We start from the raw sequence: 14,566 nt of genomic DNA on the forward strand, positions 1-14,566 counted from the left end.
GGCCCGAGCCTTCGGCGCCGCCTAAACGGTTGTGTGTCAGGCCTGGCAGGCCCGACGCAGCAGCACACGCTCGCGAATCACGTCATACACCCAGTGGTAAACGTAGGTGTACGGCAGGAAGAACAGCAGCACGCCGATGTCCAGGACAAAAGCCTGCCACAGGCTGATATCCAGCCACCAGGCAATCAACGGCACGCCCAGCGCCACCAACCCGCCTTCGAACAGCAGCGCATGCACCACCCGAACCCAGGCTGTACGGACGATGGCAAGTCGTGTCAGTAAACGGTCAAACATGCCGTTGAACAGCACGTTCCAGGCCAGCGCCAGGGCCGCGATGGCCATCGTGACGACGCCCATGTCGAGCATCGGTTTATCCATGACCCACGCCAGCAACGGGGTACAGATGACAATGGCCAGCAGTTCAAAACCTACCGCCTGGAATACACGTTCTGTGATGGATTTGTCGGCGCTCATGACCTGACTCCTTGAGTGACTGTGGTTGCCATGATCCGCCATCAACCCGATACTTCATAACCAATAACCATCGATCAAGGCGATAGTTCAATGCCCTCCCACGAAGTGTTGCTGGCGTTTGTCCAGGCAGCCACTCAAGGCTCGTTTTCCGCAGCGGCGCGCAAGCTCGGGCGCAGCCAGTCGACCATCAGCGCTGCCGTGGCCAGCCTGGAAATCGACCTCAACCTGACACTGTTCGATCGCAGCAGCCGCAAACCCGGCCTGACACCGGCCGGGCATGTGATGCTGCAACGGGCCGAAGAGATCCTAGCGGCCACCAGTCGCCTGGAAATGACCGCCAGCCAGCTATCACAAGGTGTCGAGGCAAAGCTCACCGTGGCGATCTCCGATACCTACCAGTCCGACCGGTTCGAGGCGGCGTTGGGGGCATTTGAGCAGCGTTACCCGGATCTGGAGCTGGAGTGCCTGATTGCCGAGTGCGATGACCTGGTGGCACTGGTCCAGCGCGGTCGGGCGCATGTGGCGTTTGCCGAGAAGCAAGACAGCTACCCACCGGACCTGGTCAGTTCGACGGTCGAGGAGCAAACGGAAATTGCCTTGTTTGTCTCGCGCAAACATCCGCTGGCGCAGCTCAGCCCTATCGATCAGGACCTGCTGCAGCAGCACCGCGAACTGCGCCTGGCGACCATCGTCAATCCGTATGAAAGCCGGGCCAAAGGGCGCGTGTGGTCAGCGCCCAGCTACCTGATGCTGCTGGAAATGGCCCAGGGCGGGTTCGGCTGGGCGCCATTGCCGCGCTGGCTGGTGGGACGATTTGGTGCGGGAGAGCTGGTGGAGTTGAAGGTGCGTGGCTGGCCGAAACCGTTATTCGTTGATGCACTGTGGTCGCGGCTGCATCCGCCGGGGCCGGCGGGGAGTTGGTTGTTGGGCAAGATGTTGGAATGAGAGCAAAAGATCGCAGCCTTCGGCAGCGCCTACAGGGGGATCGCATTTCAATGCAGGAGCCGCCGAAGGCTGCGATCTTTTGCTAATCCAAACCGCGCAACCGCTCCTGCAGAAACCGCCGTTCCGGCACCTGCTGCGTCAATTCCAGCGCCCGTAAATACGCCGCCCGAGCCTCCTCTACCCGGCCCAACCGCCGGCAAAACTCGGCGCGGGCCGAATGCGCCAAGTGGTAATCCAGCAGTTCACCGCGCTGCAAAATCCCGTCGATTAGCGTCAACCCCACCAATGGCCCATCCCGTTGTGCCAGCGCCGCCGCACGATTCAGCTCGACCACGGGCGACGGCACCGCCCGCAGCAACACGTCGTACAAACCCACGATCTGTGGCCAATCCGTATCCGCCGCAGTTGCCGCCTCGGCGTGCACCGCCGCTATTGCCGCTTGCAGGCAGTAAGGCCCGAACGGTCCGGCGGACAGTGCGCGCTCGATCAAGCCGCAGCCTTCGGCGATCAGCCCGGCATCCCACAGCCCGCGATCTTGCTCATCCAGCACAATCAACTCGCCGTCAGCAGAAGTTCGCGCCGGCCGGCGGGACTCGTGCAGCAGCATCAGCGCCAGCAGCCCCATCACTTCCGGCTCGGGCAGCAGTTCCATCAACAGACGGCCCAGGCGAATGGCTTCGCGAGTCAGATCCTCGCGGGTCAACTCATCACCGACAGACGCCGAGTAGCCTTCGTTGAACACCAGGTAAATCACCCGCAACACGCTGTCGAGGCGCTCGGGCAATTCCGTCAGGGTCGGCACCTGGTAGGGGATTTTCGCGTCACGGATCTTCGCCTTGGCCCGCACGATTCGCTGGGCAATGGTGGCGGGGGCCGCGAGGAACGCCCGGGCGATTTCTTCCGTGGTCAGGTCGCACACTTCCCGCAGCGTCAGCGGCACCTGCGCGTCGGCGGCGAGTGCCGGGTGACAGCAGGTGAAAATCAGGCGCAGGCGATCGTCTTCCACTTCCTCGCCACTCCAGTCCGCCTGCTCCAGTTCTTCCAGCTGCGCGATCAACAGGGGGCGAGAGGCGTTGAACCGGGCACGCCGACGCAACACATCAATAGCCTTGAACCGCCCGGTAGACACCAGCCAGGTGCGTGGATTATCCGGTACGCCGTCCCGTTGCCAGCGCTCGACCGCAACGAAGAACGCTTCGTGCAGCGCCTCTTCAGCCAGGTCGAAATCCCCGAGCAGGCGAATCAGCGTCGCCAGGATTCGCCGCGAGTCTTCCCGGTAAACCTGCTCGACCCGAGCGCTGACGGCGGCGCCAGGCATCAGTCCGGCATGCCTTCGGTCACCAGCGTGACCAGTCGATCCAGGCTCTGCCCCCAACCATCGTGAAAGCCCATGGACTCGTGCGCCTGGCGGTCTTCTTCCGACCAATGCATCGCCCGCGCCGTGTACAGCGTTTTGCCCTCACGCTCTTCAAGCGTCACCTGGGCCGACATGAAAGGTTTGCCCGAAGGGATCCAGCCGGGGGTAAACGCGTCGGTAAACACCAGCCGCTCGGGCGCGACGATTTCCAGAAACACCCCCTGGGTCGGGTATTCGGCACCGTCCGGGGCGCGCATCAGGGTGCGAAATTGCCCGCCCACCCACAGGTCCATTTCGCATTCGGGCGTGGTCATGCCGTGGGGTCCCCACCACTGGGTGAGCAAGGCCGGCTCGGTCCAGGCGCGAAAAATCTTGCGCCGCGGGGCATCGATCAGGCGGCTGATGGACAACTCGAAAGCCGCAGGTTTTTGTTGAAGGGCATGCGGACTCATGAAGGATCTCCTGTTGTGATTGTTATTCAGGGATTCAACTGGCGAACGGGGCGCACCTCGACACAGCCGACCCGGGCCGCCGGGATATTCCCGGCGACCTGCAAGGCTTCATTAAGGTCCCGTGCATCGATCAGGTAGAAGCCGGCCAACTGCTCCTTGGTTTCGGCAAACGGGCCATCGGTGATCGACACCTTGCCGTTGCGCATGCGCACGGTGGTGGCGGTCTGCACCGACTCCAGCGCCTCGGCCGCGATCATCCGGCCGCTGCCCTGGATCGATTCGGCATAGGCCATGCACTCTTCGTCTTTGGGGCTCTCTGGCAGCGAATGCAGTTCACGCTCGTTGCTGTAGACCAGGCATAAATACTTCATGGCGCACTCCCGGATCGAACGGATCAACTATGGCTCAGTTTGGCGCCCAGGCGCCCTTTCCCGACGACCAGCCCACGCATCAGGGCTGCACATCGAACAGCATGGCGCCGCTGGCCATGTCGAACGGGGCCGACCAGTGCTCGTGCACGATGCGCCATTGCCCCGCGTCGCGACGGTAGCAGGCGGTGGCACGCATCCAGCAGGCCTGGGTCTCGCCCTTCTCGTCGGTGCCGCCGCAATGGGCCAGCCAGTGGGCAAATGCAATGTGCTCGTCGGCGACGATGTTGACGTGATCAAAGTCGAAGGTGTGGGGCCCCGGGCACATCTCCATGCACTCCAGCCAATGTGCGCGGTAGGCGGCCTTGCCACGAAATTGCAGGGCCTTGACCGCATCGTAGGAGACGACGTCGTCGGCATACAGGGCCATGATTTTCTCCACATCCTTGCCGATCACCGCCTGGCGGTAGGTGTCGATCAGGGTCTGGATTTCTGTGGTAGCAGTCATGAGCGTTCTCCGTGATTGTTGTTGTGAAGACACCCTTAGTCGTCCGGTGGAATGCCAAATCGACAACCCAAATAAAAATAAACCCTGCGCGCAAAATCGCTAGAATCCGGGAATCATTTGTGTTGGAACAAGGACTCTCCAGTGACAGTTCGACTCGTGCCTTATGAAAGCCTGACGACGCTCCAGCGCCAGCAGGTCGAGGCCATTGAAGTTCATCCGCAGCAGATCAGGTTCTGCGGCGATATCCACGGCGCGCTGCACTCCCTGCTGTCCAAGCCAGGCCCGGGGGTCAAGGGATTTGCCCTGCTGGTAGAAGGCGTTCCCGTCGCCTTCCTGCTGCTCAAACGCCCGCCGGTGCTGCCGGCCTGGGCCAATGAACACAGCGCCACCTTGCATGCCTTGCAGGTCGATCAACGGGCCCAAGGCAAGGGTTACGGCAAGGCGTGCCTGCAGGCCCTGCCCCACGTTGCGCGCCAGGCCTGGCCGCAAATCAGGGGGTTGGAACTGTCGGTGGATGCGGACAACACCGCGGCGATCGCGTTGTATGCCCGGTTTGGCTGGGTCGACAGCGGCGAAGCCTATCGGGGCCGGATCGGCTACGAACGACGAATGGGTCTGGTTTTCGAGGAGTCTGGTCATGCTCAACACCATTGAAGAACTGGAGGCGTTGTACGGCCTTCCCCACGATCGCGCCGTGCGCAAGCAGATTCCGTTCCTCAACGAGGATTACCAGGCGATGGTCCGCGCTTCGCCGCTGGTGATCATCAGTTCGGTAGGCCCCGACGGCATGGATGGCTCGCCGCGGGGCGATACGCCCGGTTTCGTGCGCATCATCGATTCGCAGACCCTGGCCATCCCCGACCGCCCCGGCAATAATCGCATCGACACGCTGCGCAATGTGGTGCTGGATTCAAGGGTGTCGCTGCTGTTCATCATCCCGGGGATCGGCGAGACATTGCGCGTTAACGGCACGGCGCAAATCAGCGCCGAACCGCAGTTGCTGGAGAGTTTTGCGGTCAACGGCAAGCCGGCGCGCACGGTGATGCTGGTGACGGTGGACGCGGCGTATTTCCATTGCTCGAAGGCAATAGTGCGCTCGGACCTGTGGAACCCGGACAAATACCTGGATCGCTCGGCACTGCCGACGGCCGGGGCGTTTCACAAGCGGTTGAATGATGGGGCGTTTGATGCCGAATCGTATGACCGGGAAGCGCCAGCGCGGGTGAAGGACAGTCTTTACTGACTCAAACATCCCCCGGTAGGAGCCTTCGGCAGCTCCTACGGGGGGAGACCGAGGATCAGGATCAGAAGATCGCAGCCTTCGGCAGCTCCTACAGGGTCAGGATCATCTCATGCCACGCCATCCCGCCATGGTCCGACGTCGATGGCTTGATGTAGGCAAACCCGAAACCGGCATACAGCGGGACATGCCGCTCCTTGCACATCAGGTGAATACTCGCCTTGCCCAGCCCGCGCATCCTCTCGATGAACTCGCCCAGCAACACTTTCGCCAGTCCCTGTCCCTGATAATCCGGGTGCACCACCACCGACATGATCACCACGTTAGGCCCTGCCGGATCGTGGCCGATCAGCTCCTTGAAGGCCTCGTCCGACATTTCCACTTCATACGCCGCACCGGAATTGATGAAACCGGCAACCACGCCATCCACTTCGGCCACGATGAAGCCTTCAGGCCAGGTGGCAATGCGGGTCGCAATCTTTTCCCGGGTCGCGGCCTCATCGCCCTCGTAGGCGAGGGTTTCAATGGCGTAGCAGCGATCCAGGTCGGCAGGCGTGACGAGGCGGATAACAGGGGTCATGACAACTCGATTTCAGCGATGAAAGGGCTGCAGATCATAGATTATTGCGGCTTGAGTGGCAGCCAGATTTCCAGCAAACCGGTGTGCCGTGTCGGGTTGAAGTCTGCACTGTAGCGCTCGAATTCCGGCGCATCCGCCGCCTCGCGCCCGGAACCCGGCAACCAGGTTTTCCAGATGTACTGGAACGTCTGGGGCAACCTGTCCAGTGAGCCTTTGTGCTCGAACACTGCATATTGCTGGGGCTGAACCTCGACCCAGCGGTACTTCTCGGGCAAGTCATCGAGCTTGCTGATCTCGACGCCGGCAATGTACTCGAAGCCGCCCTTGCCATCGGGATTGCAGCAGATGCCGTAGGTCACTTCGTCCTTCTGGCCAGGAATGTTGCCAATCTCGGGGATGAATTTTTCCCAGAGTTCAGGGATGCCGGCCGTAGTGTCCTGGGTGAATCGCCCGCCAAGCCCTGCAATCAGCAGGAAATGCCCATGCTCGAAGCGAGGTTCAGCTACTTCCACGGTTTTTTGCTCGTCCATCATTCGACTCCTTGAGTGTAAAAAGTGGGTTCGGCTGGGAGTATAGAAGCCAAACCCGATTCGCCAAATTACAGCGTGTGTAACTGCTCGGCCGCGCCGCCGCCGATAAATTCGTTATAGCCCGATAGAATCACATACACCGCGAAATAGCAGAAGATCGCTGCAGATGCCATGTAGGAGTAACGCAACAGCTTGTCGCCCAACAGCTTGCCGCCATGACTCGCAGCGAAGCACAGAGCACCACTCCACAACAGCCCGGCGCAGAAGAAGCCTCCCAGGAACAACGCCGACCCGAGCGGGCCACCGGCACCCGAACGCGCGATCAAGGTGCCGCCGACTGCGGCAAACCAGAGGATGGCACTGGGTGAGGACATGGCCAGGAATATCCCGCGCAAGAATTCCTTGCGATGGGAGTTCTGCCCTACCTCGGCGGTTTGCGCCAATACCGCTTCGTGGTGAATGGCCGAATAGATCATCTTCGCCGCAAAGTACATCAGCAGCGCCGAGCCACCGACCCACAACACCCAGCGCACGGTCTCGTACTGCAGCAAAACTGTCATGCCCGCCAGTGCCAGCACGGCGTAGATCAGGTCGCCGACGCAGGTTCCCAGGCCCAGGGCAAACCCCTGAAAATAGCCGCGCTGCATCGCCAGGGTGATCATCGCGATGTTGGCCACGCCAATGTCCAGGCACAGCGAAAGGCTCAGCAAGAAGCCACTGGTGAACTCCATCGAACGGTTTCCTTCGGAAAATTTTGTTTACAAAGCCGCTGGACAGTTTGCCACAGCTGCCCTTACATTCCGCCACAGGCCACCGCAGTGGCCAACGTCGCTCGGACGGTTCAGGGCGCTTACGTTATCCGAGGCAACAATGGCCGAACAAGGTTCGCCGCGCCGCTTTTCGCGCATAGATCGACTCCCCCCCTATGTTTTCAACATCACCGCCGAGCTGAAAATGGCCGCCCGGCGTCGTGGCGAAGACATTATCGACTTGAGCATGGGCAACCCCGACGGGCCGACACCGCCGCACATTGTCGAGAAACTGGTCACCGTTGCCCAACGCGAAGACACCCACGGTTATTCCACGTCCAAGGGTATTCCACGCCTGCGCCGGGCGATTTCCAATTGGTACAAGGATCGCTATCAGGTCGACATCGACCCGGAAACCGAAGCCATTGTCACCATCGGCTCCAAGGAAGGCCTGGCGCACCTGATGCTGGCCACGCTGGATCAGGGCGACACCGTGCTGGTGCCGAACCCCAGCTACCCGATTCACATCTACGGTGCCGTGATTGCCGGCGCCCAGGTGCGCTCGGTGCCGCTGATTCCGGGTGTGGATTTCTTCGCCGAACTGGAGCGGGCCATTCGCGGCTCGATTCCAAAGCCGAAGATGATGATCCTGGGTTTTCCATCCAACCCCACCGCCCAGTGCGTGGAACTGGATTTCTTCGAGCGGGTGATTGCCCTCGCCAAACAGTACGACGTGCTGGTGGTACACGACCTGGCTTACGCCGACATCGTCTACGACGGCTGGAAAGCCCCCTCGATCATGCAGGTGCCGGGCGCCAAGGACATTGCGGTGGAATTTTTCACCCTGTCCAAGAGCTACAACATGGCCGGCTGGCGCATCGGTTTCATGGTCGGGAATCCGGAGCTGGTCAACGCCCTGGCGCGGATCAAGAGCTACCACGACTACGGGACCTTCACACCGCTGCAGGTAGCGGCCATCGCCGCGCTTGAGGGGGATCAGCAGTGCGTCAAGGACATCGCCGAGCAATACCGGCAGCGGCGTAACGTGCTGGTCAAAGGCCTGCATGAATTGGGCTGGATGGTGGAAAACCCGAAAGCGGCGATGTATGTCTGGGCCAAGATTCCAGAGGCGTATGCGCACCTGGGTTCGCTGGAGTTCGCCAAGAAGTTGCTGGCCGAGGCCAAGGTCTGCGTCTCGCCGGGCGTGGGGTTCGGTGAATACGGCGATGATCACGTGCGCTTCGCCCTGATCGAAAACCTGGACCGGATCCGCCAGGCCGTGCGCGGCATTCGCGGGATGTTCCGCGCCGATGGGCTGGCCGGCAAAACCAGCGGCTGACGCCTGACCCGCGCCCAACCAAAATCGGCCACAAAAAAACCGCATCGCTGCGGTTTTTTTGTGCCTCAAACAGCGCTTACACGAACATCGACAACAGCAGGATAAAGCCCAACGCCACCACGGACAGGATGGTTTCCATCGCGGTCCAGGTCTTGAAGGTTTCTGCCACAGTCATGTTGAAGTACTGCTTCACCAGCCAGAAACCGGCGTCGTTGACGTGGGACAGGATCAGCGAACCGGCGCCAGTGGCCAGCACCAGCAGCTCACGGTTCACGCCCGGGATCATGCCCACCACCGGCACCACGATGCCTGCACCGGTGATGGTCGCCACGGTGGCCGAACCGGTCGCGATACGGATCACCGCAGCCACCAGCCAGGCCAGCAGGATCGGCGAGATCTGCGCGTTGACCGCCATGTGGCCGATCACGTCACCCACACCGCTGGTTACCAGCATCTGCTTGAAGCCACCACCGGCACCAATGATCAGAATGATCGCGGCCGTCGGCGCGAGGCTGGCATCGAGCAATTTGAGGATCTGGTTGGAGCCGATGCCCTGGCGGTGGCCGAAGGTGTACAGCGACAGCAGCAACGCCAGCAGCAGCGCCGAGATCGGGTGACCGATCAGGTCCATGAACGAGCGGAAGAAGTTACCTTCTGGCAGTACGACATCGGCGAAGGTCTTGAGCAGCATCAGGAACACCGGCAACAGCACGGTGATCAGGGTAATGCTGAAACTTGGCAGTTCTTTGGCGTCCGGCTCGCGCGCCAGTTGATCCACCAACTCCTGATTGGGATGGCCGGGAATGTACTTGGCAATGAAGGTGCCGTAGATCGGCCCGGCAATGATGGCGGTGGGCAGCGCCACGATCAGCCCGTACAGGATGGTCTTGCCGATATCGGCACCGAACACGCCGATCGCCAGCAACGGGCCCGGGTGCGGTGGCACCAGGCCATGCACTGCTGACAGGCCGGCCAGCAGCGGGATACCGATCTTGATGATCGATACACCGGTGCGCCGCGCGACGATGAACACCAGCGGGATCAGCAGCACGAAGCCGATTTCAAAGAACAGCGGGATGCCGACCAGGAAGGCAGCGAACATCATGGCCCACTGCACCTTGTCCTTGCCGAATGCGCGAATCAGGGTCTGGGCGATCTGGTCCGCCCCGCCGGATTCGGCCATCATTTTGCCGAGCATGGTGCCCAGCGCCAGGATGATCCCGACAAAACCCAGCACCCCGCCGAAGCCATCCTGGAATGCCTTGATGATGGTGCCGATCGGCATGCCCGAGGTCAGGCCGAGAAACGCTGCGGCAATGATCAGGGCGATGAACGGGTGGAATTTGAACTTGGTGATCAGGACGATAAGTCCGATCACCGTGACCACTGCATCAAGCAGCAGGAACGTCTCGTGGGACATGCCAAACATTAGGGGTGTCTCCTGGTTGTTGTTGTTATTAAAGCGGGTAATTCGCAAGCCATCAGGACAGCGCTGTCTTTTCGCAGAAAACTCATACGCCGGGTTTCAGGCCATGTTCCAGCCACCAGCGGTGTGCTTGAACGGCCAACTCGTCGACGCTATGGCTGGAGGCATCCAGCGCCAGGGTCAGCGGTTCGCCCTTGGGCGACTCGAGCGTGGCGAACTGGCTGTCGATCAAGGTCGACGGCATGAAATGGCCGGGGCGGTGGGACACACGCTCGGCGGCCACTTCGGGGGTCAATTCGAGAAACACAAAACCCAGGCCTGGCAGCGCGCTGCGCAATACTTCGCGATAGCTGTGCTTGAGGGCCGAGCAGGTCAATACCGGGCGTTGGCCCTGGGCGTCGACACGGCGCAGTTCATCGCACAGGCTGTCGAGCCAGCCGGCACGGTCCTGATCATTGAGGGGGATGCCCGCGCTCATCTTTTCGATGTTGGCAGCAGGATGGAAAGTGTCGCCTTCGATGGCCGTTGCGCCGCTGAGCTGGCACAGCGCTTCGCTGACGCAGGTTTTGCCGCAACCGGCAACGCCCATGATGACCAGGGCGGTGATGGGATGATTCATGTAACACCTCAGCACGCAGACAGCGCTACCTTTGCCAGCTTTGACACTGGTTCAAAAGCAGAAGTTGCCGACGCCTTCTTGTCATTTTTGTGGGTTGCAACATTTCGTACCCAACGCCGAGAAGCGAGGTTCAGGCAAAACTCGCTTACGCATTTGCAGCTGCTTCGGGACAGCGCTACCTTAGTGCCTCGAATTTTGTTTGGCAAGCCGTCCGATGATCTCCCCTAAAAACGATAAGAATACGCGCACCACTGGCCGCCCTACCCTCAACGAAGTGGCGCGCCTAGCCGGTGTCAGCCCGATTACCGCATCCCGAGCCCTGCGCGGGGTCAGCACGGTGGCCGCCGACCTGGTGGAGAAGGTGCAGAAAGCGGCGCTGGAACTCAACTACGTGGTCAACCCCGCCGCCCGTGCCCTCGCCTCTGCACAGGGCCACTCCGTGGTGGTGCTGGTGCCGTCGCTGTCCAACCTGCTGTTCATCGACACCCTGGAAGCCATTCATCAGGTGTTACGTCCCAAGGGCTTCGAGGTGCTGATCGGCAACTTCCACTACTCGCGCGACGAAGAAGAAAACCTGCTGCGCAACTACATGGCCTATCAGCCAAGGGGCTTGCTGCTGACCGGTTTCGACCGCACTGAAAGCTCGCGACGCATGATCGAGGCCAGCAACATCCCGTGCGTGTACATGATGGAGCTCGACAGCGCTGCGGGCGTCAATTGCGTGGGCTTTTCGCAGTTGGCCGCCGGTGAAACGGCGGCGCAACATTTGCTGTCCCGCGGTCGCAAGCGCCTGGCCTACATCGGCGCCCAGCTGGACCAGCGCACCCTGTTGCGCGGCGAAGGTTTTCGCAAGGCGCTGCAACAGGCCGGGCTGTACGACCCAGATCTGGAGGTCCTGACTCCGCGCGCATCCTCCGTTGGCCTGGGCGGCGAGTTGTTCATGCAGTTACTGGCCAGTCATCCAGACGTCGATGCCATCTTCTTCGGCAACGACGACCTGGCCCAGGGTGCGTTGCTCGAAGCCATGCGGTTCGGGATCAAGGTTCCGGAGCAGGTGGCAATCCTGGGCTTCAACGACCTGCCGGCCTCAGCGCACATGGTGCCGCGCCTGAGCAGCATCAGCACACCGCGCGAGGCCATCGGCCGGCGTTCGGCGGAGTTGATGCTGACCTTGCTGGCAGGCAACACCGTGGCCAGGTCGGTGCTGGACATGGGGTTTGAGTTGAAGGTGCGCGAGAGCACGTAAATCCCGACGATTCTGGAAAAACGCGCCCCCCTGCGCAAGGAGGCCGGTGTCATTGGTTGGCCATCAGCTCCACAAACGCCAACGCGCCCTTCTGCAGCGGCTGGCTCTTGAGCCACACCGCATGCACCGGCAGCACCAGGCCATTCTCGATATTGCGGAAATTCAGGCGCTGCAGCCGGCCGGCGTCGAGTAATGGCTGCACCACCGACTGCGGAAAATTGCCCCAACCCAACCCGGCTTCAACCATGTCCAGCGCCATCGCCAGGGTGTCGGTGCGCCAATGGGACTCGCCCAACAGCGGCCGGGTGTCACTGATGGGCAGATCACGGCTGGCGACGATGATCTGGCGCAGGTGCACCAGGTCTTCCAGAAACAGCTCCTGCCCCGGTACCAGCGGATAGTCCGCCGAGAGTGTGGCAATCATCCGTTCCGAACCGACAAACTGGAAGCGTTCGAGCACGTTCATGTTCAGCCCGGCGAACGCCAGGCACACGCTGACCCTGCCGCTGTGCAGCATGGCCAACACGTCATCTTGCGCAGCGGTGAACAGTTCAATGTCCAGTAACGGAAAACGCCGGGCGATGACCTTGATCGCGGCCAACACCGCGCGCTTGTCCAGGTCGGCCACCACCCCAATCGACAACTTGCTTTCCAGCCCCAACGACAGCTCGATAGCGTGCACCTGCAACTGCTTGAGCTGCTCGGCGATCAACCGTGCATGGGGCACCAGCGCCGCAGCCATGGCGGTCGGCACCGGTTCGCGATGGCTGCGATCGAACAACAGGTAACCGAGTTCAGCCTCCAGGTTGGCGATACCCATACTGACCGCCGACGGCACCCGGCCCAAAGACCGAGCGGCAGCAGAAAACGACCCGCGCTCAATTACGGCAAGAAACAGTTCGATGCTGTCGCTGTTGAAACTCATGTTTAACCTGTCAATAAAACTGAAAGCATCTGACTTTTTCTGTCACCCCTATTGAAGCTATCTTGCGCCGCCTCCGCCAGTGGGTTCAACACATCTGGCTTTTTTTATTCGTCGCAAGAGGTTGTATTCATGCAAGGTGTCAAACGAAAGCTGGTCTATGTGTCGCTGTATGAAATCATCGGCATGACATTCTCGGCACTTGGCCTGGCGCTGTTGTCGGGCACATCGCCCGGCAGCACCGGTCCCCTGGCGGTGATCATTACCACCATCGCCGTGACCTGGAATTTCATCTACACCTCGCTGTTCGAGCGCTGGGAAAGCCGTCAGGTGTCGCGTACCCGCACCGTGAAACGGCGCATCGCCCATGCAGTGGGATTTCAACTAACCTTGATAGTGTTTCTGATCCCGTTGATCGCCTGGTGGATGAACATCAGCCTGGTACAAGCCTTCCTGCTGGACCTGGCACTGATCATCTTCATCCCCTGCTACACGTTCGCGTTCAACTGGTTGTTTGATCGCACCTTTGGTTTGCCCGCTTCTGCACTACCGGACCCGGCCTGATTGCCAGTCGGACACTACCCTGTCAGATTCCTGAAGCGGCTGAACGCTAAAGGAGTAGCTCGATGGAACATGCACTGAAGATTCTTGGTAAAGCGTCCTCGATCAACGTCAGAAAAGTCCTGTGGACCTGCGACGAACTGGGCGTTTCCTACGAACGTGAGGACTGGGGCAGCGGCTTCGCGTCAACCCACAGCCCCGAATTCATCAAGCTCAACCCCAACGCCCAGGTGCCGGTGATCATTGACGAGGCCGGCGTGTTGTGGGAATCCAACACCATCTGTCGCTACCTCGCGGGCAAGCACCATCACACCGAACTGCTGCCTGGCGAACCGGCAGCCCGGGCCCGCGTCGAGCAATGGATGGACTGGCAGGCCACCGAACTCAATCGTTCCTGGAGTTATGCGTTCACCGGGCTGGTGCGTCGGGATCCGGAGTTCCTTGACCCGCACCTGATCGCCACCGGGGTGCGCGGCTGGAACCAGAAAATGGCCATACTCGAGCAACAGCTCAAGGCCACCGGTGCCTATGTCGCCGGGCCGCATTTCACCGTGGCCGACATCGTCATCGGCCTGTCGATCAACCGCTGGCTGATGACCCCCATGGATCGCCCCGACCTGCCCGCCGTCGATGAGTATTTTCAACGGCTGGCGCAACGCCCGGGGTTTCTCAGGCATGGCTGCAATGGCTTGCCGTGAAGGTGGGTGAGTTCAATCGCGGCGGTCAGTTCAACTGTAACGTCGAGTTGAACTGACTGATCGCATCCACCACATGTCGCGAGCCCTGCTGGATTTCCAGGATCACCTCCCCGGCTTCGTTCGCCAGTTCAACCCCAAGCCCTGTGCGGCTCAGGCTCGACTGCATGCTCGTCACCGCACTCAGCGACAGGTCATGGTTCTTGCGTACCACTTCGACAATCTCCAGCGTCGCCTGGCTGGTCCTCGCTGCCAGGCTGCGGACTTCGTCGGCCACCACCGCAAAACCACGGCCGTGCTCCCCCGCCCGGGCCGCTTCGATGGCGGCGTTGAGTGCCAGCAGATTGGTCTGATCCGCAATGCCGCGAATGGTCTGGACAATGGTGCCGATGATTTCGGACTGCTTGCTCACAGCATCAATGCTCAGTGCCGCCTCATTCAGGTCGCGGGAAATGTCCTGGATGATCTGCACGGTCTGCTGCACCACCTGGGAACCTTTCTGTGCGCAGGCGTCGTTTTGTACCGACGTGCTGTGGGCCGATTCGGCAGCGGTCT

19 protein-coding genes are annotated in these 14,566 nt (G+C 61.0%); 7 read left to right on the forward strand and 12 right to left on the reverse strand.

Annotated features, from left to right (window positions below; all coding sequences use genetic code 11):
• Positions 1 to 36: 36 nt before the first annotated feature.
• Complete coding sequence (locus HYI44_RS11030) at positions 37 to 474, reverse strand: multidrug/biocide efflux PACE transporter (protein ID WP_122840201.1); 438 nt, start codon at positions 472 to 474, stop codon at positions 37 to 39.
• A 90-nt stretch (positions 475 to 564) separates the two neighbouring features.
• On the opposite strand from HYI44_RS11030, the gene HYI44_RS11035 reads away from it, so the two are divergent.
• Positions 565 to 1,419, forward strand: a complete 855-nt coding sequence (locus HYI44_RS11035; RefSeq protein ID WP_225569426.1) for a LysR family transcriptional regulator — start codon at positions 565 to 567, stop codon at positions 1,417 to 1,419.
• An 82-nt stretch (positions 1,420 to 1,501) separates the two neighbouring features.
• Here the strand turns inward: HYI44_RS11035 and HYI44_RS11040 are convergent, their stop codons facing one another.
• From HYI44_RS11040 to HYI44_RS11055, 4 genes are all read right to left on the reverse strand, one after another.
• Positions 1,502 to 2,737 carry an RNA polymerase sigma factor gene (locus tag HYI44_RS11040; RefSeq protein ID WP_225569427.1) on the reverse strand — a complete coding sequence of 412 codons (1,236 nt, stop codon included), beginning with the start codon at positions 2,735 to 2,737 and terminating at the stop codon, positions 1,502 to 1,504.
• A complete protein-coding gene (locus HYI44_RS11045) occupies positions 2,737 to 3,228 on the reverse strand; it encodes an SRPBCC family protein (protein WP_122840198.1) in 492 nt (163 codons plus the stop codon). The genes HYI44_RS11040 and HYI44_RS11045 overlap by 1 nt, the downstream gene beginning before the upstream one ends.
• Positions 3,229 to 3,254: 26 nt before the next feature.
• The gene (locus tag HYI44_RS11050) at positions 3,255 to 3,599 is read right to left on the reverse strand and encodes a YciI family protein (protein WP_045060730.1); all 345 of its coding nucleotides are present in this window, start codon (positions 3,597 to 3,599) and stop codon (positions 3,255 to 3,257) included.
• Positions 3,600 to 3,678: 79 nt separating this feature from the next.
• Positions 3,679 to 4,104 carry a YybH family protein gene (locus HYI44_RS11055; protein WP_225569428.1) on the reverse strand — a complete coding sequence of 142 codons (426 nt, stop codon included), beginning with the start codon at positions 4,102 to 4,104 and terminating at the stop codon, positions 3,679 to 3,681.
• A 141-nt stretch (positions 4,105 to 4,245) separates the two neighbouring features.
• Between HYI44_RS11055 and HYI44_RS11060 the strand changes: the two genes are divergently transcribed.
• Both HYI44_RS11060 and HYI44_RS11065 read left to right on the forward strand, forming a co-directional pair.
• Positions 4,246 to 4,758: a GNAT family N-acetyltransferase gene (locus HYI44_RS11060; protein WP_225569429.1), complete on the forward strand. Its 513-nt coding sequence runs from the start codon at positions 4,246 to 4,248 to the stop codon at positions 4,756 to 4,758.
• Positions 4,742 to 5,347 carry a pyridoxamine 5'-phosphate oxidase family protein gene (locus HYI44_RS11065; RefSeq protein ID WP_122840195.1) on the forward strand — a complete coding sequence of 202 codons (606 nt, stop codon included), beginning with the start codon at positions 4,742 to 4,744 and terminating at the stop codon, positions 5,345 to 5,347. Before HYI44_RS11060 ends, HYI44_RS11065 begins: the two co-directional genes overlap by 17 nt.
• An 88-nt stretch (positions 5,348 to 5,435) precedes the next feature.
• Here HYI44_RS11065 and HYI44_RS11070 read toward each other — a convergent pair whose 3' ends face one another.
• The 3 genes from HYI44_RS11070 to HYI44_RS11080 form a co-directional block, all read right to left on the reverse strand.
• The gene (locus tag HYI44_RS11070; protein WP_122840194.1) at positions 5,436 to 5,924 is read right to left on the reverse strand and encodes a GNAT family N-acetyltransferase; all 489 of its coding nucleotides are present in this window, start codon (positions 5,922 to 5,924) and stop codon (positions 5,436 to 5,438) included.
• A 41-nt stretch (positions 5,925 to 5,965) separates the two neighbouring features.
• Entirely contained in the window at positions 5,966 to 6,454 is a 489-nt protein-coding gene (locus HYI44_RS11075) for a GyrI-like domain-containing protein (RefSeq protein ID WP_122840193.1), read from the reverse strand.
• A gap of 68 nt (positions 6,455 to 6,522) precedes the next feature.
• Positions 6,523 to 7,185: a LysE family translocator gene (locus HYI44_RS11080; RefSeq protein ID WP_225569430.1), complete on the reverse strand. Its 663-nt coding sequence runs from the start codon at positions 7,183 to 7,185 to the stop codon at positions 6,523 to 6,525.
• 139 nt (positions 7,186 to 7,324) lie between these two features.
• On the opposite strand from HYI44_RS11080, the gene alaC reads away from it, so the two are divergent.
• Complete coding sequence (gene alaC / locus HYI44_RS11085; protein ID WP_225569431.1) at positions 7,325 to 8,542, forward strand: alanine transaminase; 1,218 nt, start codon at positions 7,325 to 7,327, stop codon at positions 8,540 to 8,542.
• A 76-nt stretch (positions 8,543 to 8,618) separates the two neighbouring features.
• On the opposite strand, the gene HYI44_RS11090 is transcribed toward alaC, so the two are convergent.
• Together HYI44_RS11090 and HYI44_RS11095 are read right to left on the reverse strand one after the other, a co-directional pair.
• Positions 8,619 to 9,971 carry a GntP family permease gene (locus tag HYI44_RS11090; protein ID WP_045061550.1) on the reverse strand — a complete coding sequence of 451 codons (1,353 nt, stop codon included), beginning with the start codon at positions 9,969 to 9,971 and terminating at the stop codon, positions 8,619 to 8,621.
• Positions 9,972 to 10,053: 82 nt separating this feature from the next.
• Positions 10,054 to 10,587: a gluconokinase gene (locus HYI44_RS11095; protein WP_045061549.1), complete on the reverse strand. Its 534-nt coding sequence runs from the start codon at positions 10,585 to 10,587 to the stop codon at positions 10,054 to 10,056.
• 214 nt (positions 10,588 to 10,801) lie between these two features.
• On the opposite strand from HYI44_RS11095, the gene HYI44_RS11100 reads away from it, so the two are divergent.
• Entirely contained in the window at positions 10,802 to 11,833 is a 1,032-nt protein-coding gene (locus tag HYI44_RS11100; protein WP_225569432.1) for a LacI family DNA-binding transcriptional regulator, read from the forward strand.
• A 49-nt stretch (positions 11,834 to 11,882) separates the two neighbouring features.
• Here the strand turns inward: HYI44_RS11100 and HYI44_RS11105 are convergent, their stop codons facing one another.
• Positions 11,883 to 12,758 (reverse strand): LysR family transcriptional regulator, encoded by an 876-nt coding sequence (locus HYI44_RS11105; protein ID WP_225569433.1) that lies wholly within the window; start codon positions 12,756 to 12,758, stop codon positions 11,883 to 11,885.
• Between the two features lie 129 nt (positions 12,759 to 12,887).
• Here HYI44_RS11105 and HYI44_RS11110 point away from each other — a divergent pair, with 129 nt between their 5' ends.
• Both HYI44_RS11110 and HYI44_RS11115 read left to right on the forward strand, forming a co-directional pair.
• Complete coding sequence (locus HYI44_RS11110; RefSeq protein ID WP_122840187.1) at positions 12,888 to 13,319, forward strand: PACE efflux transporter; 432 nt, start codon at positions 12,888 to 12,890, stop codon at positions 13,317 to 13,319.
• A gap of 62 nt (positions 13,320 to 13,381) precedes the next feature.
• Complete coding sequence (locus HYI44_RS11115) at positions 13,382 to 14,014, forward strand: glutathione S-transferase family protein (protein ID WP_122840186.1); 633 nt, start codon at positions 13,382 to 13,384, stop codon at positions 14,012 to 14,014.
• A gap of 25 nt (positions 14,015 to 14,039) precedes the next feature.
• Here the strand turns inward: HYI44_RS11115 and HYI44_RS29570 are convergent, their stop codons facing one another.
• Positions 14,040 to 14,498: a methyl-accepting chemotaxis protein gene (locus HYI44_RS29570; protein WP_412548485.1), complete on the reverse strand. Its 459-nt coding sequence runs from the start codon at positions 14,496 to 14,498 to the stop codon at positions 14,040 to 14,042.
• Between the last annotated feature and the right edge of the window lie 68 nt (positions 14,499 to 14,566).

This window comes from Pseudomonas sp. Y24-6, from assembly GCF_020295325.1.
In the GTDB taxonomy this organism is placed as follows: domain Bacteria; phylum Pseudomonadota; class Gammaproteobacteria; order Pseudomonadales; family Pseudomonadaceae; genus Aquipseudomonas; species Aquipseudomonas gregormendelii.